We start from the raw sequence: 16,774 nt of genomic DNA on the forward strand, positions 1-16,774 counted from the left end.
GGCCCGGGCTGTCGTACGCGCAAGCGATCGGCGTCGCGGGTGAGCCCGGCCACGGAGCCGGTGATGCCGATCAGGCAGGTCGTACCGTCGACTGCGGCTGCGCCTCGTCTGCGATCGCTGACGGGGATGCCTGCCCACCCGGCTCGCCGGCCCGCTCCGGCGCGATGCCGAGGAGGCGGTGGAGGTCGGCGGTGATGACGCGGTAGGCGTTGCCGAGCCGGAGGACAGTGACCGGGTAGGCGTTCTGCTTGGCGAGGGCGTAGCCGGTGCTGCGGCCGATGGTGAGGGCCTTGTTCGCGGTGTCGAGGTCGACCGCGACCGGCAGGGCGAGGAGGTCCTCACGGCTCATCCCTCGGACAGGGATCTGTGTGGCCATGATGAGATCCGATCTCCGAGATTTGCTCTGACAGCAGAATTCGTACCACGGATGTTGCAGCCGCGTTTTTTAACGGCTTAACTTGCAATTATGACAACAAGTGATTGGTCGCCTGCCTTCACCACCCGGGTGGCCGGTCAACTGCGCCGGGCCCGGAAGGCCGCCGGCCTCACGGTCGCCGCCGCATCCGCAGCATGCACGTCCGCGGGCCTGCCGATTCCGACGGCGACGATCACCAACCTCGAACTCGGCCGACGCACCTCCGTGGATCTCGGCGAGTTCCTCGTCCTGTCCCGGGTGTACGGCGTCCCGCCCGTCACCCTGATGTTCCCGCTGGACGCCGAGGCCGCCGTGGAGGTCCTCCCAGGCCAGGAGGTCCCGACCTGGGACGCGCTCGCCTGGTTCACCGGCGAGACCCGCCTAGACCAGCCCGCCCTGGAGGGCTCGCCCCGCGAGGTCCTCGACCTCTTCCGCGCCCACAGCGATGCCGTCGCCACCGCGCTCACCTCCGCCCGCATGTCCAAGGAACGACGACGCAAGGCCGCCCTCGTCACTGATACCGGACGACGGGACGCGCTCCTGGAGACCGTCGCCTCGTACGAGGAACTGGCCGGGGAGGACCGGCGCGAACTGCACGCCTTCCGCGACCGAATGCGCGGGCGCGGCCTCACCCCGCCCCCGCTCCCGGACGAACTGGGCGGCGAGCCGTCCACGGAGGGGCAGGTTTGAGCACCAAGGCGAAGCAGGGCGGTACGGTCACCCGGCGCTGCTCCTGCCGGAACCCAGAGACGGGCAAGAACTGGGGCGGCTCCTGCCCGAAGTTGCCCAACCGGCGGCACGGGACCTGGTCCATCCGGCACGAGCTGGCCAACCGGCCGGACGGCGCCCGTCGGGAATTCCGACGCTCCGGCTTCGCGTCCTCGACCGACGCCACCGAGGAACTGAGCAAGGTCCGGGCGCTGCTCGCCCTCCCCGACGCGGACGACCCAGAAGCGATCCAGTCCGTCAGCGACATGCTGGAGGCGTGCGCCGCCGGCAAGGACGCGCTCCCCGACTACGACGTGACCCGTGAGCGGCTGAAGGCCGGGCAGCCCCTCAACGCCCGCACCCTCGTCGCCGAGTGGCTGGACGAGTGGCTCGGCGGGAAAAAGAGCCTCCGCGCCGGCGGCTACAAGCGCTACGAGGTCGACGTCCGCGTCCACCTCAAGCCACACCTGGGCGAGACCCGCCTCGACAAGCTCGCCGTCAAGCACCTGAACCGGATGTTCGACGCGATCAACGAGCGCAACATCGAGATCCAGGAGCAGAACGCCCAGCGCCGGGCCGCCCTCGCCGAGCTGGACCAAGTCCCCTGGAAGGGGCGCGAGACCGCGCCCGGCGCAAGGCGCTCAAGGCCGCCATCGCCGAGATGCCGCCGTTCCGCCGGGTCACCAGCGTCAACACCCAGCACCACATCCGCGACACCCTGCGGGCCGCGCTCAACGTCGCCATCGGCCAGCGCGTCCTCCCCTCCGGCTACAACGCCACCGAGCACGTCGAACTGCTGCCCGGCACCAAGCCCAAGGCCCTGCTCTGGACCGACGAACGGATCACCGAGTGGAACCGCACCGGCGTGCGCCCCTCCCCGGTCATGGTCTGGACCCCTGAGCAGCTCGGCACCTTCCTCGACCACATCCTGGGCCACCGCCTGGAGGCGATGTGGCGGCTGCTGGCCTTCCGGGGCGTCCGGCGCGGTGAGGGCTGCGCCCCGCGCTGGACGGACTTCTCGATGAAGAATCGTTCCCTCACGATCGCCACCCAGCTCGTCCAGGACGGCTGGGACGTCCACGAAGGGCTGCCGAAGGCCAACAGCGGCGTCCGAGTTGTCGCCCTCGACACGGAAACCGTCGAGAGCATCGAGGCCCGGCGGCTGATCCAGGAGGCCGAGAAGACCACGTGGGGAACGGCCTGGCAGGACACCGGCCGCATCTTCACCGAAGAGGACGGCTCCCTGCTGCACCCGGGGAAGATCTCGGACCTCTTCGACCGCCTCGACGCCGAGGCCGGTCTCCCGCCCATCCGCCTGCACGACCTCCGCCATGGCGCGGCGACCCTGATGCTCGCCGCCGACGTCGACATCAAGGTCGTCTCCGAAACCCTTGGTCACAGCGATACCCGCATCACCCGGGACAGCTACCAGTCCGTCCTGGACGACCTCGCCCGCGAAGCCGCCGAGGCCGTGGTCAAGCTCGTCTCCCGGGCCCCGCAGGCCATCCGCTCTGTGATCGAGAAGCAAGCAGTACAAGTTGCCCGGATCGGCGAACGACGGGACTGCGACTGCATCTGCTCGTGTGGTGCCATTCAGAGGGGGCAGAGCAAACAGCAGTAGCCTGATCGAGTTCACGCATTACAGCGCGGGGAGGTCCTCAAAGTGGCCGAAGACCCACTCGTCAATCATCTCCGGATACGCGTTGATCAGGTCGAGGGGGAGGTACCCGCGCGGCTCCTCAATGCTGTAGCCCCACCGCGAGACGATGTTGTCACCGTCCGCCAAGTCCAAAACCGCAGAGCGTAGTCGGGTCGCATGAACCAGAATGTCGCCTTCTCTTGCAAGGCTGATATCACCTACGGCAGCGCCCTCATGCGCAATGAAGTTCCGGCCCAACCTGGCCCGGCGCAGGGTACCCGCTGTCTCCTCCGAACATCTCATACGGCCACGCAGACGCTCCAGCGTAGGACCTAGCATCTTGTCAGCGGGAAGCGCAGCAAACAGGCCTTCAAGCTCGGCAACCGGGTCGGCTTCCTTGTGCAGCTCGATCACGTTGATGCACCGAAGGATCCATTGGCACTTCCGCTCGAATGCGTTCGCAAGATGCAACGACCGTCCCACGGAGAGAAACAGCGCGTCGAGTAGTTCCGGTTCCCGGGGAGGCAGACGGCTCAAGGACCAAGTCACGGTTTCACGTTAGTCCACCTGTCCACCCATTTTGGGCGCATGGACTACTGCGCTCCACGGTCTGCCGCCTGGCTTCAACTCATGGGGCGGCCACGCTAGCCCATGTTTCTACTCTGCTGCCTAACCGCGAAGTCTCCGAGCAAGAGCAGCGTGGTGGCGCATGACTGGAAGGGCTCCAATGTCCGTCTCCCTCTGGCGGTGTTCCTCATCGCGGGGGCACACACTCCAGCCGTCCCCTTCGACGCGGTCGGCCACGGCGTCCACCCGTTCGGCAACCTCATCGAGGACCCCGACCGGAACCTCCGCCTCACCCCCGGCATGCCGTTTCACCAGTGCGGCACCGATCTCGGTGCCGAGGTCTAGTAGATGGGCTGCCGCCGGGCCGTCGCCGTTCAAGCTGGCGTACTTGCCGGCCTGCGCGGTGGCCATGACCAGGTGCCCCAGCGACTCGACGCTGACGCGCACAAGCCGGTCGTCCACCCGGACGGGCCGGACGGCGTGGGGCGGGGCGGCACCCGGTTCCCGGTCGCCGGCCGCCTTCACGATGATGTCGGCCACCGCTTCCGGAGTGACCAGGTGGACGGCTTCCTCCTCGTCCGTCCCGACCCGCTTCGCCATGGCGCCGACGAGATGAGCGACGATCCCGTGCACGGCGGTGGTCTCCACCTCGACTCCGCGGGTCAGCAGCGCGGCGCTCGCCTGCGCGACCAGCGACTTGAACGGGACGGTATCCATCGCATCTGCCACGGCACCACCCTACGATCCAGCCGTGGATTGCTTCCACAGAAGCGATCTGCACTTCGGGCGATTCTCGCCAGATTTTACGTCAACGGAATAAACGATGCGCCGATCCCCTATCGGGATTCCCGAAATCAATTCAATCAGCATCCTCGTTGAATTCACTTCGAATCTGCGATAGCGAGACCCTTCCACTGGAAACGGCTACATTCCAGAAGTCCCACCCATCAATTTCCGCACTTCCTGTAGCCGCACGCGCAGCGGAGGTCGGTGTGGCATACGAACGTGCCCCCAGTTCAAACCCCCCATCAGGCAGCAGTAAAGCGATTACCTCGCCAAAATCCGAATCGCCGACCAACTCAATGCCAGCCTTCAGGGAACCTGAAGTGATTAGGTCTGAAACAGTGAGAGCTTCGGGGCGAGACATTCCTACGAAAGCTGATTCAATTCCTAGTTCATCAGGGAAATTCTCCACAACAGCATTAAGATCACGGCAGCTACGCAAAGCCGAGAGGGCGGCACTACTGTGGGGAGCTTTGGGCTCTATAAGTTCACGGAGCATCTCCAGAGCACCTTCAGCCCTAACAGGCGCATCAAGCACACCTGCTTTGAATGTAACATCCCTCATCACTCGGGAGCGTCGCTCCTTCAATCCAGGCCGGTCCAGGCCATAGATACGAATCGACTCCTTGACTCTGCAAACACCCACCGCCCGCTCAAGGGCCGAGGAAGGTCGATTGTCGTTTCGCCGCGGAGCGCCCGACCCATCGAAGTCCAGCAGGTCGCAGTCCGCCCGCACCACAGGATCGAGAAGAACTGGGATCTCTCTCTCAACACTCATGCCAGGCCCCAGAAGCCTGGAGGCAGGATTAAGTAGAGGGAAGTGGTGAATCTTAGTGACTCGACGACCCGTTGGATCATCATCGGTCGACGAGTTGCAGAATTCACATATAAGTCGGAAATTACTGACCTCATAGGCCAGCCAATAGTAGCCGGGATGCACTTCTCCCACGACACCATTTTTGGGCCTGAAATGATCGATAGGGAGACGACTATTAGAGACTTCACCCTCACAGTACCAACATTTACGGTCAGCCAAATCGATGATCTGAGGACGCAGTCTCGCCCAATGCGGGGAACTCTTAAACACACCCGCGATCTTAATCTTGTCCGTTCCGCAATCCGCAACGCGCCTCTTGAGGACGTCTGCGCGACGAGACCAATCGGACGGTACGGTCAAGCTGCTCATATCGACGTATCGCACGCTGTCACAAGCCTCGGCCGAATTTTTCGTCAAATAGTCCCCTCACCAAGAGAGTGAACTCTTCCTCGGAAGGGGGATCTGCACTCCCAGCCCTCTTCAGGAGTTCTTTCCGCCGCAGATCAAGCTCCGCAAGGAATAGTGACACCACGGCGTCGCGGCGAATAGTATCGAACCCGAGGGACTCGAGCTCCCTGTTGATACTCCGTAGCCGACGATTTTCTTCTTCGTTCAAGACTGGCGCTCTCGAAAGCTCGTATTGAGTGTCGATGAGCCGTTGGGTGTGATTGTCCAGTTGCGTATCCAGGCCGTACAATTCTGTAGTCAGCAAGCCTCCGACGCCGTGGCCCCGTGGGTCGACGGTTGGTATCTGAGCTTGGATGAGGCCCTCTGCAGGCCCGTGGAGAATGCGGATCTGTTCGCGGGGAATGTTCGACACGATTGCCGGATCATGGGTAGCCGCAATGAACTGCGAATTCTGCCCATCCTCCAACATCTCCTGGACAGTCGAGTACCAGCGTTGACTCCAACCTGGGTGAAAGTGCGAAGCCGGCTCGTCGAGCAGAAAGAGGGACTCTTCACCACGCTGCAGCCTCAGCATTCCCATGATTGTGAGGATCTGCTGTTCACCTGCACTCAGCTCATCCGAAGCGATCTGATGTCCGTCGACCATGCTCAAGCGCACGCTAGCTGTCAGAACTTCCTGGGCTTGGAGCCTTTCGAACATTGCGAACATCGCCACGTCTGAGGCAAAAAGTCGACGAAAACTCTTGAGGTCATCAGGTGTTGCTATAGTGATTCGGAACTCTGTATATGCGCTGCGGGTAGCCGCATCGGGAATTGATCCAAATCTCCCCTGGGTGGCGATTGCATCGAAAAGAGCCGGGGCATCACCCTCCAGCCCCCAGTAAGGAAGATCAATATGCCGGGCACGCTTGTACCAGGATGGTCTCCGAATGACGATGTCAGCAGAAGCAAATCCGGAGATGCGCACATCTCTCTGTGCATGGTGCGCGAACTTCTCGGACCAGTTCGATAGGAGCGATACCAGGATCAGCGGGAGATGCGTAACTTCGCAAAGGAAAAGCGGCCTGATACCGCGGGCAAGAGATTCGCCTTGACTGGCTGCGCTATCACCTCGCGCAGCAGCCATGTCAGCGAATCTATGTCTATCAAATTCCTCTCTCCACCCAGATTCCCTGGCGGCTTGATAGCCAAATAGGTGGTCTGGGAGATGGATGCTCCAGTTCGCCTTATGGACGACTGAACTGGTTGAGTCTCGATCGGATACCGTCATCTTGGGAAGAGATCTGGCTGCTACTTGCTCTACTTCCACGAGGCAGCCGCCTCGCGTGTAACTGACCCGGTAGCCGAATGGTGCGCTCTGACCACGCCAGAGGCTTCCAAAGATTTCGGCAAGTGCCTGAAGAATCCGGGACTTGCCGCGGCCGTTTCGCCCAACGAGCACGTATGTGTCGTGGCCTTCAGACAAGTCGAGCTTAAGGTCCTGCAGGCCCCGATAACTAGGCAAGCGGAGTTCTAGCAGCTGCACATCCCCTCCCCGGGGGGCCAGGCATTTCGGACGTCTATCTGGTCAGGACACCGCGGTCTGCAGCCCATCCTCAGGCATCACTGCGGGCCGCAATGCCACGGCGAGGTTGATCAGCTCTGACAATGCCGATTCCAGCTCTTCCGCGATCTCTTCAGCAAGAACGTGGGGTTCGACCAGATCATCGACACCTTCAATCGACTTATCCTTGATGTCCGCCAGGAGAAGAAGGTCGACCCTCTCGCGACTCAAGAGATAATCAATGTCGTATTTCTTGAAGGATTCCGTTTCAGTCCGCTCACTGCGGTCCCTGCCTGGGGCATAGGCAGCAACAAAGTCATCCAAATGCTCTCTGGACAGCCGATTCTGCTTGAGCGTGAAATGCCGATTGGTCCGGAAATCGTAAACCCAGAGATTCTGCGTGTGCGGCTTTCCGTCGGCGCGAGGCGGTAGCTTTTCGAAGAAAAGCACATTCGCTTTCACTCCGCCGGCGTAGAAGATTCCAGCAGGAAGCCTCAGCAGAGTATGCACGTCGCACTGCTGCAGGAGGCGTCTGCGAATCGTCTCCCCAACGCCTCCCTCAAACAGCACATTATCCGGAACTACGACGGCTGCTCGGCCACCAGTCTGTAGCAATGTGTAAATATGCTGCATAAAGTTGAGCTGCTTATTAGTCGTGGTTACCCAGAAGTCCCGACGATGGTAAGCAAGATCCTTGCGCTCAAATTCATCATCCTCGCCAATGATCGTGATCGAGGATTTCTTGCCAAACGGAGGATTAGCAAGAACGAGTGATGCGTGACGAGTTGGCGGCTTCGCCAAAGCGTCCCCCACGTCGATCAATGACTCACCATTGGGCTGACCGATGCCGTGCAGTAGCAGGTTCATGGCAGCGAGGCGTGCCGTGCCATCGACCAGCTCATTCCCCCGAAATGCGTCCGTGGTGAGCCGTTCCCGCTGTTCGAGGGTGAGGCCCATCTCATGGTGATGCTGAATGTACTCGAACGCATTCAGGAGGAAGCCTCCCGTGCCACAGGCCGGATCCATGATTGTGTCGTCTGGGGTCGGCTGAACGCAGTCGACCATGGCTCGGATGAGCTCTCGTGGAGTGAAGTACTGTCCTGCGCCGGACTTGACGTCCTCCGAGCTCTTTGCGAGCAGCTCTTCGTACGCATCGCCCTTGATGTCGACGCCTGTCCCCGACCAGTTCTCTTTGCCGATCAACTCTCGGATCAAGCGCTTCAGCTTGGCGGGATCCTGAATTCGGTTCTGTGCTTTCTGGAAGATTCGGCCGAGTGTTCCCCCACTACGCCCGAGTGTGCTGAGGATCTCGCTGTACCGCTCTTCGAGTTCTTGCCCCTCGGCATCAAGCAGTACCTGCCAGGCATCAAGGCCATCAAGAATGTCAACCTGATTGAAGCGGCGATTTTTCTGTTCGTGGGCCATCTTGAGGAAGAGGAGATAGGTCAGCTGCTCGACGTAGTCGAGCACAGAAACACCGTCATCCCTCAGGACATTGCAGTAACTCCAGAGCTTGTTGACTAGAGCCTGGGCGTCGTTGCTGACGCGAGACGAGGCGGTTGGTGGGGTCACAGCAAGGTCTCCTGTACTGCCTGGCTCTCACGCTTGGCTGCTGCGCTGGCCTTGCGGGCCCGCGTTCGGGGTACTCGCGTCGGCCGAGTCGAACGGATGCGCTCCAGCAGTACCGTCGCGGGCTCATCTGTGGGGTCTTGCTCTACCAGTTTCCCGGAGAAGGCTCTACGCAAGACAGCCCTGCGGAGTGCCGCGGCTCGGAGCAAACCGGCCCCCGCCGTCTCCAGTGCGGCATCGGCCATGCTCAGCCGTGCCTCGATGTGGCTGACGAGCTCCTGCTGAATTTCTGGCGGCGGGATGGCGACCGGAAGCAGCTTGATCTTGCTGAGGCTGATCGACGCGAGGTTTACACTCTGTTTTCCGTTGAGCTCGCACCAGCGCTTTCCGAACCCATTTGCGTGCCACGCTAGGAGCTTCGGGTGAAGAAGGTTCTGGTCAACTCTGGCCCGGAAGACGTGGTTCTGATGGATGCATCCAGGGATCTGCTCTTCCCAGATCCATCCCCTGCCGAGCTTGTCACGGTCTCCGCCTTCGTTGAGAAGAACATCGCCACTCCTGAGGAGGAGCTGCTCGGCCTTCTTTGTTGCAACCCGAATCATCGATACGTCGGTCAAATTGAGGCGCCCACGCTGCACATTTGCGACACGCAGATAGGGGACGCTGATGAACTCGGGGTCATTCTGCTTCTTGCTGTCCTTCGTTACACCACCGACGACATGCGCAATGTCGCCCAACCGGGACCATCGCCAGCTAACCGGGAGCGATGGCAGTGGCCCGTCATCGACCCCTGCCTCATGAATCTCGGCCGCGACCCTGCTCTTCGCAGGCACCCCTCCTGTTGTGGCAATTCCAGTGACCTTGTCCCGCAGGGTTGACAAGCGGGCGGTGACATTCTGCAGTGATGATTCGACGAAGTCCAAGCGCGATAGGTGATCTTCTAGCGCGTCGACGATACGCTGCTGCTCGGCCAACGGAGGGAGGTCGATCTCCCATTGAGCTAGCCGTGCAGAGCCAAGGTGGTGGATTCCTACACCACGGGAATCTCCCGCAAAAGCTCCTCTGAGCGCCTCATATCGCAAGTAATGCATAAGGAAGCGTGAATTGACGCCTTGGCTTCTGACGCGAATCAGCGTGTTCTGAAAACAGCAGTCATCGATCTCGCCGTTCCAGAGGGCTGGCTTTCCAACCTCGCCGGCGCTGCCGGATGCCTCGCTCAGAATGATATCGCCACGCTGGAGCCTGTAGGTATCTACTTCGCGCTCGGTGAAGTTCATGAACTTCACATCGTCGAGAAGCAACCCTCGCCATCCCACATTGGCTGCGCGCAGGTAGGGCCGCATGTTGCTGCCATTGTGGTTCTTGGGCGAGCGCTGGCGGCCGAGCCGTACTTCCGAGAAGTCCTGCAGCGTGGACCGCACCCATCCGGGCGGCAGTTCGCTCATGCGGTGAGTTCCTGATCTAGTTCGTCGAGGACAGCCTCGGCACGGTCGTCGCCGAAGACACGGAGGAAACCATCGGTTCCACCACGCTCCGTGAAGGGTACGTGGTCCAGGTCAGCCACATCGAACCTGACGCTAGTAGCCATCGTGTCGACAATTCGCTCCAGCCACCACAGTTCGTCCTCACTGAAGACCACACCCGCCTGCTTCTGACGAGCCACCCAGTTGGCGAACCGACTCTCTACTGTTGATCGGTACGGTCGAAGCTCGGAATCAAGCCCAAGCTCATATCGGATCAGAGAGACGAGATCCGGCGGCCCGTGCTTAATCCCCGGTTCGCTTGTGGCTGCCCCTAGCTGTTCGTACGCCTGCCACAGGCGCTCCACGGTCCACTGGTGAGGGGGCCGTGCGATACGCGACGCCAAGTCCTTCAGCCGCTGGTAAGCCTCCCTGGGACGAATGTCACGCCCTCCGAGGCCAGTCAGTGCGATCTGGAGGGAGGTGATCTCATCATGGTGCTCGGCGAGGTATTCGCGCCAACTGGTCACGGTACGTCGCGCCATCTCCACCGGTTCGACGGACAAGAGGGCGTCCGGGTTTACCTCGTCGTAGACGATTCGCTGATCGGTGCGGATGTAGACCAGCAGATCACGCAGGTCCTTGTTAGCCGCCAGAGGCTGCACAGCTTGCTGGATCATCCAGTGCACGCCCTTGGCACCGTCTGCCTGCCGGATCTTGTCCATGTGATCTACATCAACAGCCTTAGCGATTTTGCCGACGATCGCATCCAGCGACTTGCCGGCTAGGCGTGTGATCTCCGCATGGTCGTCAGCAGTGAGGGTGCGCGACAGCCGCGACAGCCTCAGCCCTAGTTCCTCGGCCTCGTCCTCGTCGATCGTGCCACCCGCAGTCTTGCCGAGCAGCTTGCGAAGTGACGTGCGCTTAGCATCATCCTTCTCGACCACGGGCGTTTCACGCTTGTGACTCTCGGTGACGCCGATGGCGTCAATGACGACGAACCTGGTCTTCTCGCGGATGTCTGGAGTGACTGCTTGCAGTTCGGTCGAGTCAATCACTCGTGCACCACGGCCGCGCATCTGCTCGAAGTAGGCCCAACTCTTGACATCCCGTAGGAAGAATACGCACTCAATTGCTCGAACGTCGGTACCGGTCGCAATCATATCCACGGTGACAGCAATGCGCAGTTGAGGGGCGTTACGGAATTCCGAAAGTAGCTGGTCGGGCTGGTGAGATTTCCCTGTGATCTTCTGGCAAAAACTGTTCCCCCGACCGAATATCACACGTACCATTTCGACGATTTCGTCAGCATGGTTATCGTCACGGGCGAATATGAGCGTTTTTGGAACCATACGCATGTCACCTTGCATGCTCCCGCGCTCAGGAAAAAATACGGTTAGATTTTCGCGAAATGCAGTGATTACGGTACGCAACTGACCTGTACTAATGACCTTGCTGCCGACCTGATTTGCGCCGTACGAGAAGTCCTCGTCCAACTCTTCGTACCGGCGGCGCCGAGTCCGACGGTTCTTGATCGGGACATGAGTCTCGACAGGGATTACAGAACCCTGCTCGGTGATAGCCGTCCTCATGCGATAGGTAGTGTAGTCGACCGCCACCCCATCAGCCACAGCTTGTTCGTAAGTGTACTCGCTGATCAAATTCTGGTGGAAGAACCCGAATGTTTGAGCCACTGGTGTTGCGGTTAGTCCGACAAGGTGTGCATCAAAATACTCGAGGACCGACCGCCATCGACCATAAATAGACCGATGGCACTCGTCGATGATCACGAGGTCAAATGACTCTGGCGATAGGCTTCCGTTGTAGATGACATCGGCGACAGGTTTCGCTTGATCGCGTTCTTCTTCCTCAAACCCCGAGAGTTCACTGTAGTCGTCGGGATCTCTGGGCTCCTGACCAGCCAGGAGACTGGACAGCCGCTGAATGGTGGAAACCACAACTTTGGACGAGTCCAGAACAGTGGAGCCAGTGAGCTGGTCCACGTTGTAGAGCTCGGTGAACTTTCTCCCGTCGTCCGGGGTCGTGTAGTTGGTGAACTCCGCGAGGGCCTGGACCCCAAGGTTGTTGCGGTCGACAAGGAAGAGGATCCGTTGCGCCTTGGCATATTTCAAAAGGCGATAGGCAGCAGTGACCGCAGCAAAGGTCTTGCCAGCACCTGTTGCCATCTGGACCAGGGATCGCTGGTCACCACGACGCAGCGAGTCCTCCAGCCCCTGGACAGCATCGAATTGGGCCGGCCTGAGCCGCCCAGTAGCCACTTCAGCAGGGTCGAGCTTTGGCAGACGATCTCTGATGCGGGCTCGATAGGTGGGCGCTGCCTTATCAGCTTCAGCTTCACGAATCCACCGAGCGATGGTTTCGGGCTGGTGGAATGAGTAGACGTCCCGGGTACGTGAATCCGGGTCTAGATCGTCGCGGAATCTGACCAGGCCGCCATCACTCACGTAGCGATATGGCAATGGTGTCCGCCACGCCTGCAGATCTTGTCTGGCTGTCAGACCCCCCGCATAGCGATCGGCTTGCCGCTCGGCGGTCGTGAGATCGGCACCCTCGTGCTTGGCCTCAATCACTCCGACAAGTTTGGTGTCGACATAGAGCAAGTAGTCAGCACGGCCTGCCGCCGTGGTCACCTCTCGGACGGCGACTCCTCGTGCCGCGTAGAGGTTCTGCTTCCCCTGCCCATCCTGGACTGACCAGCCCGCAGCATGCAGCATCACATCGATTCGATCGCGTACCCGAGCTTCGCTCAGTGGCTCCTGAGCTGCCCGGCGAGCGCTGGATACCAGTAGTTCCCTCTGCCTGGCAGTCGGCTTTCGCAGTGGCAGAGCTTCGTCGAATCCACGCTGAAGACGTGACACCTCCGTAGCCAGCGAGGTGACCAGCGTCGACATCTCGGGAAGGGCGGTCCTGGCCCGGGCCAACTCGACAGAGGCGCTCTCACGAGCCTTCTCCAGAGCCTCTTCATGGCTACGCTCCCGATCCGCGTAACTCACCCTGGAGAGTTCCAGACTGACGCGGGCAGCCTCCAGTTCACCCCGGAGCGCCTGGACCTCGGCACGGGCGTCGGCGTCTGCCGGCTCTGCGGCCCGAATCCAGTCGGGTGCCTCTGGCGGGATGAAGAGGATCTGCTCCCGGTCCCCGGTCAGAAGTCGGTGGAACCAGACTCCCAGCTGGAAACATTGCCTGACCGCGCGCAGAGCCTCTCGCTCTAGTGCAAAGTCCCAGTCCGCGGCTTCAGGTACGGGTCGCCGAAGGGCATCGAATGTCTGCCGTACCGACTCATCGAGGAAGCCGGCCCGCACCAACACGTGCAGCCTTCTTGCTTGATCATCCCTACCGACCGTGATGCCGGCACGCCGCGTAAGAGCAGTGGCAAGTGTCTCCCCGAACTGGCGACCCTTGAGGAGCGTGACGCTCGGGTCGGTGAAGAGGCTTACTTCCGCGCTTGCCCCGTACAGCACCAAGAGGGGCTCGTGAGGCAGCAGGAAGCCAAAGTTTGCGGATCGAGCGGCCAGTTCCCGGACCCTCGTGTCGATCGGGCCACGCCCCTGGCTCACGAAGCCCTCCACATCCGTTCAACCATCCAACGTATTGCTATCGCCCTCGCCGTCACAAAGGTACCGAACGCTGGACGGCATGTCGGCAGATGGCTGCTTTGGTCATCCCAAGATCCAGCCAGCAGTACTCGGTGTCCGTTCGGCGGCAGGCTCACCTCCCCGCGCCGGAAGGGGCAGGGGTCTTCGCTGATGTCCGGATACGAGTCAGCCTTGGGGTGTTCCCACAAAACATGTGTCCTGCTGAAGATGGCTCCCAAGCCGTTCCACGGCCGACTCAGTCGCATCCTGCGCACTCCCCCCTGCACAGTCGCTGCGCTCATGCGCTCCCCTTGCGCTCCCCTTGGACGCGCCAGCACAGAACGGGAACCGCCACCGGCCCAGAAACCTCCCCGGAAATGCGAAAAACCCCAGGCCACGGCGAGTGAGTCCTGGGGTGATTCCGAGCCGCCTTCGGGATTCGAACCCGAGACCTACGCATTACGAGTTGTCCGATCTTGTTCCGGGCGCGTCCGCCTGCGTCCGCGTTCCACCTTGCGTGGCTGGTCAGACATGGTTCCGGACTTCAGCGGACGTGGTCGAACAGTCGCGGAACGAGCCGCGACTGAGACCACAACTGAGACCCAGTCACTGCCCGAACTGCCCACCCGCGTCCAACAGGAAATCAGGCAGACTCAGCGCCGTGACCGATCGCTGAGCGAGCCAGCCTGAACGCCGGTGCGATGGACTTTCCGTCCGTACATGCTTGAAGCCCAGCCGCTCGTAGTAGGCATGAAGTTCGCGGTTGGTCCGCCATGTGTCGATGCGCACCCAGTCGCGCCCCTCCATGGCAGCGAGGCGTGAGGCCCAGTCCACAACGCGCGCCCCCAGATTCTTGCCTGCCGCGTCCCGGGAAACGATCAGCTTGTAGAGGTAGAACGCTGACTCTGGCCTGTCACTGTCAGCCCAGAAGTCCCGATCTATGGGCCCCCGGCTTACGGTGGCCAAGATCGCGCCAGAGTCGTCAACGACCACCCAAGCTCGCCCTTCATCGATCGACGTTCGCCACTTGGCAATGGCCTTGGCGCCGGTCTCGGCATGGCTCCACTGGTCGGTTCCCTTGGTTTTGAGCCATCGCTCAGCTTCGGTCCTCAGTGCCATCAGGGCCGGAACGTCATCCGCCCGCGCGGGGCGGATGTACTCAGTCGGTGTCGACTTCATAGAGGATCTTGTGCCTGTCTCCGGGGAGGATCGTCACCATGCAGCGCAGCGGCTTTCCGTCCGCGTCATAGCCGGTTCGCGTGTGCTCGGCTACCGGCGTCGCCGCTGGCAGCGCGAGTAGCTCGGCTTCCTGTCGGGTCGGCATCCGGACTGCGATCTCATCGCGGTACTTGGTCTGGATCAGACCGACTGAGGCGAGCACACCGCCGGGTGCAGCAACGTCGCGCGGCTCCATGAGCAGCGTGCCGGTGACCAGCTCTTGCGGAAAGTACGAGTCGGCAAGCGCATAGGGCCGATTGTCGACGTACCGAACGCGCTTCCGCGCTACCACGAGGCTCCCATCCGGCAGCGCGAGCGCGTCAAGCACATGTGCCGGCGGCTCAACGATGGACACGCTGATGTCCTGCCGTGGACTCTTGCCCTCCTGTTGAACGGCACTCGCCCATTGATCCCCGGCGGTCTGCCCCTCGACGGCCGTCTCGTGTCGGCTACGACTCTCCAGCGTCGACCAGTTCCAGACCACCGGCGGATAGTCCTCACGAACGTACTTCCCTTGCCCCCAGCCGGTGACCACAAGCCCTTCCTCAACCAGGGCCCGCACGCCCGCACGCACGGTCTCCCGGCTGTAGCCGTACTGCCTCATGAGCTGCGCTTCGCTCGGCAACACCGCGCCGGGCGCAAGCTCGGCGCTCTCGATCTGCCTACGCAGGTCAGCGGCAATTTCCTGCGCCTTGGTCATTCCGCGCCGCATTGGCATCTCCGACCTCTCTACTCCGACTCCTCCGTACAAGTTAGACGGAAAGGCTTGACGAGCCAAGCACGGGTAGGCAAACTCACTTCTACGACTCCTCCAGACATGTTGTACGGGGGGTCACGTACGTTGCTGTGCCGCTGGTTCGGGATTGCCCGCTGGAAGGCGACTTCGGTTGCGCGCCACGGGTCCCGCGCTGGTCGTTCCTTGAGAATTCAACAGAGTGTCTTGATTGACGGGGGTGAACCCCCGTTCCCGTGACGGCCGGGTGAGGACCGTCGACGGCCGCTGTTGTGGTCGTTCTGCTGGCGTCGAGCAGTGCGAATAGGACGCTCCGAGATTCGAGGCTCGGGACCGGTGGCCGTGGCAACGGCGCTGGTGAAGCCCTCGGCACCCTTCAACTCTGATGGGGAGATCTTCATGTTCCGTCGACATACCGAGGGCGCTGCCGGTGCTGACCGGCCCGGCAGCGATGCCCTTCACGTCGTCGCACGACCCGCCGTGTGAGTCGGTCCGCACCTGATGGTTCGGCGCTCGTGCGGTTCAGCTCGTCCGCACCGCCTGTGGCGGTGCGGCTGGTTGCCTCTCCCGCCTGTCCGGGCCCCTTTCGCTGGGGCGCGTACAGGCGGGGCGGGGGAGTCAGAGGGCTCCAACAGGTGCGGCACCCGGAGGCAACCGGGTGCCGCGCACAGGCACCTGATTGGGAGGTCACCTGTGGTGACGAGTTTGACAGATGCGGAGCGGGCCGCGTTGGCCCGGAAGCTGGCTGAGGCGAACAAGCGCACCGCCGATGCGGCGAAGGTTCGGGGTGGTCGCTGATGAGCGGCAGCTCCGAGGAGACCGCGTGGGAGTTCCAGACGCGGGCTGAGGGATGGGCGTCCGGTCTGGGTTCGCAGGACCCCGCTCCCGCTGCTGGTGATCTGGCGTGGCAGCAGGGTCTGATTCAGCGCGCGTTCGAGGACGCGGCCCGGCTCACGGACCAGCCGAAGGACCGGTGACCGGCTATGGGCTGGGGACGCAAGCAGGAGCCGTCTGAGGCACTGGCTGCTGAGGAGCAGGCCCGGGCCGATGGTCTGGCGAAGCGGTGCGGGGAGATCGCCTCTACGCCGGGTCATCCGTCGCTGGGGAGTCTGCCGCACTACCAGGTCGCGTATCAGAACGCGTCCGGTAACGCCGCAGGTCACACCGCACAGCCGGAGTGACCCGCTGATTGAGCACACCGCCCCGATGGTCGCAGGCAGGGTTCGACTCCCTGCCGGGGCACTCCATCCACTGAACGGCCGCGCGCCCCCGGAGCAGCCACTCCGGGGGCGCTGTTTTGGGCCGTTCCCACCTGCTG

The 16,774-nt window shown here is 61.9% G+C and carries 13 protein-coding genes and 1 pseudogene; 4 read left to right on the forward strand and 10 right to left on the reverse strand.

Annotation, left to right across the window (positions count from 1 at the left end; genetic code table 11):
- Positions 1 to 70: 70 nt before the first annotated feature.
- Positions 71 to 376, reverse strand: a complete 306-nt coding sequence (locus ACWF94_RS12390; RefSeq protein ID WP_453487300.1) for an integrase — start codon at positions 374 to 376, stop codon at positions 71 to 73.
- A 90-nt stretch (positions 377 to 466) separates the two neighbouring features.
- Between ACWF94_RS12390 and ACWF94_RS12395 the strand changes: the two genes are divergently transcribed.
- The gene (locus ACWF94_RS12395; RefSeq protein WP_453487301.1) at positions 467 to 1,105 is read left to right on the forward strand and encodes a helix-turn-helix domain-containing protein; all 639 of its coding nucleotides are present in this window, start codon (positions 467 to 469) and stop codon (positions 1,103 to 1,105) included.
- Positions 1,102 to 2,749 (forward strand): annotated as a pseudogene (locus ACWF94_RS12400) (tyrosine-type recombinase/integrase). Before ACWF94_RS12395 ends, ACWF94_RS12400 begins: the two are co-directional and overlap by 4 nt.
- Positions 2,750 to 2,762: 13 nt before the next feature.
- On the opposite strand, the gene ACWF94_RS12405 reads toward ACWF94_RS12400, so the two are convergent.
- The 9 genes from ACWF94_RS12405 to ACWF94_RS12445 all read right to left on the reverse strand — a co-directional run bounded on the left by ACWF94_RS12405 (position 2,763) and on the right by ACWF94_RS12445 (position 15,423).
- A complete protein-coding gene (locus tag ACWF94_RS12405; RefSeq protein ID WP_453487302.1) occupies positions 2,763 to 3,176 on the reverse strand; it encodes a hypothetical protein in 414 nt (137 codons plus the stop codon).
- Between the two features lie 255 nt (positions 3,177 to 3,431).
- The gene (locus ACWF94_RS12410) at positions 3,432 to 4,058 is read right to left on the reverse strand and encodes a hypothetical protein (RefSeq protein ID WP_453487303.1); all 627 of its coding nucleotides are present in this window, start codon (positions 4,056 to 4,058) and stop codon (positions 3,432 to 3,434) included.
- A gap of 130 nt (positions 4,059 to 4,188) precedes the next feature.
- On the reverse strand, positions 4,189 to 5,298 hold the full coding sequence (locus tag ACWF94_RS12415) for a restriction system modified-DNA reader domain-containing protein (RefSeq protein ID WP_453487304.1): 1,110 nt from the start codon (positions 5,296 to 5,298) through the stop codon (positions 4,189 to 4,191).
- A 19-nt stretch (positions 5,299 to 5,317) separates the two neighbouring features.
- Positions 5,318 to 6,463, reverse strand: coding sequence for an AAA family ATPase (locus ACWF94_RS12420; protein ID WP_453487305.1), 1,146 nt, complete (start codon positions 6,461 to 6,463; stop codon positions 5,318 to 5,320).
- A gap of 441 nt (positions 6,464 to 6,904) precedes the next feature.
- On the reverse strand, positions 6,905 to 8,452 hold the full coding sequence (locus ACWF94_RS12425) for an N-6 DNA methylase (protein ID WP_453487306.1): 1,548 nt from the start codon (positions 8,450 to 8,452) through the stop codon (positions 6,905 to 6,907).
- Complete coding sequence (locus ACWF94_RS12430) at positions 8,449 to 9,894, reverse strand: restriction endonuclease subunit S (protein WP_453487307.1); 1,446 nt, start codon at positions 9,892 to 9,894, stop codon at positions 8,449 to 8,451. The genes ACWF94_RS12425 and ACWF94_RS12430 overlap by 4 nt, the downstream gene beginning before the upstream one ends.
- The gene (locus ACWF94_RS12435) at positions 9,891 to 13,487 is read right to left on the reverse strand and encodes a DEAD/DEAH box helicase family protein (protein WP_453487308.1); all 3,597 of its coding nucleotides are present in this window, start codon (positions 13,485 to 13,487) and stop codon (positions 9,891 to 9,893) included. The genes ACWF94_RS12430 and ACWF94_RS12435 overlap by 4 nt, the downstream gene beginning before the upstream one ends.
- Positions 13,488 to 14,111: 624 nt before the next feature.
- The gene (locus tag ACWF94_RS12440) at positions 14,112 to 14,684 is read right to left on the reverse strand and encodes a GNAT family N-acetyltransferase (protein ID WP_453487309.1); all 573 of its coding nucleotides are present in this window, start codon (positions 14,682 to 14,684) and stop codon (positions 14,112 to 14,114) included.
- The gene (locus ACWF94_RS12445; protein ID WP_453487310.1) at positions 14,665 to 15,423 is read right to left on the reverse strand and encodes a GntR family transcriptional regulator; all 759 of its coding nucleotides are present in this window, start codon (positions 15,421 to 15,423) and stop codon (positions 14,665 to 14,667) included. Before ACWF94_RS12445 ends, ACWF94_RS12440 begins: the two co-directional genes overlap by 20 nt.
- 830 nt (positions 15,424 to 16,253) lie before the next feature.
- On the opposite strand from ACWF94_RS12445, the gene ACWF94_RS12450 reads away from it, so the two are divergent.
- Positions 16,254 to 16,433, forward strand: a complete 180-nt coding sequence (locus ACWF94_RS12450) for a hypothetical protein (RefSeq protein ID WP_453487311.1) — start codon at positions 16,254 to 16,256, stop codon at positions 16,431 to 16,433.
- Between the two features lie 6 nt (positions 16,434 to 16,439).
- On the forward strand, positions 16,440 to 16,637 hold the full coding sequence (locus ACWF94_RS12455; protein WP_453487312.1) for a hypothetical protein: 198 nt from the start codon (positions 16,440 to 16,442) through the stop codon (positions 16,635 to 16,637).
- Positions 16,638 to 16,774 lie beyond the last annotated feature (137 nt).

This window comes from Streptomyces sp. NPDC055078, assembly GCF_053607985.1.

Bases quoted from the DNA above. Each gene is read 5' to 3' on its own strand.
- ACWF94_RS12390 (WP_453487300.1), bottom strand. From the start codon at position 376: ATGGCCACACAGATCCCTGTCCGAGGGATGAGCCGTGAGGACCTCCTC.
- ACWF94_RS12395 (WP_453487301.1), top strand. From the start codon at position 467: ATGACAACAAGTGATTGGTCGCCTGCCTTCACCACCCGGGTGGCCGGT.
- ACWF94_RS12415 (WP_453487304.1), bottom strand. From the start codon at position 5,298: ATGAGCAGCTTGACCGTACCGTCCGATTGGTCTCGTCGCGCAGACGTC.
- ACWF94_RS12420 (WP_453487305.1), bottom strand. From the start codon at position 6,463: ATGGCTGCTGCGCGAGGTGATAGCGCAGCCAGTCAAGGCGAATCTCTT.
- ACWF94_RS12430 (WP_453487307.1), bottom strand. From the start codon at position 9,894: ATGAGCGAACTGCCGCCCGGATGGGTGCGGTCCACGCTGCAGGACTTC.
- ACWF94_RS12440 (WP_453487309.1), bottom strand. From the start codon at position 14,684: ATGAAGTCGACACCGACTGAGTACATCCGCCCCGCGCGGGCGGATGAC.
- ACWF94_RS12445 (WP_453487310.1), bottom strand. From the start codon at position 15,423: ATGACCAAGGCGCAGGAAATTGCCGCTGACCTGCGTAGGCAGATCGAG.
- ACWF94_RS12450 (WP_453487311.1), top strand. From the start codon at position 16,254: ATGAGCGGCAGCTCCGAGGAGACCGCGTGGGAGTTCCAGACGCGGGCT.
- ACWF94_RS12455 (WP_453487312.1), top strand. From the start codon at position 16,440: ATGGGCTGGGGACGCAAGCAGGAGCCGTCTGAGGCACTGGCTGCTGAG.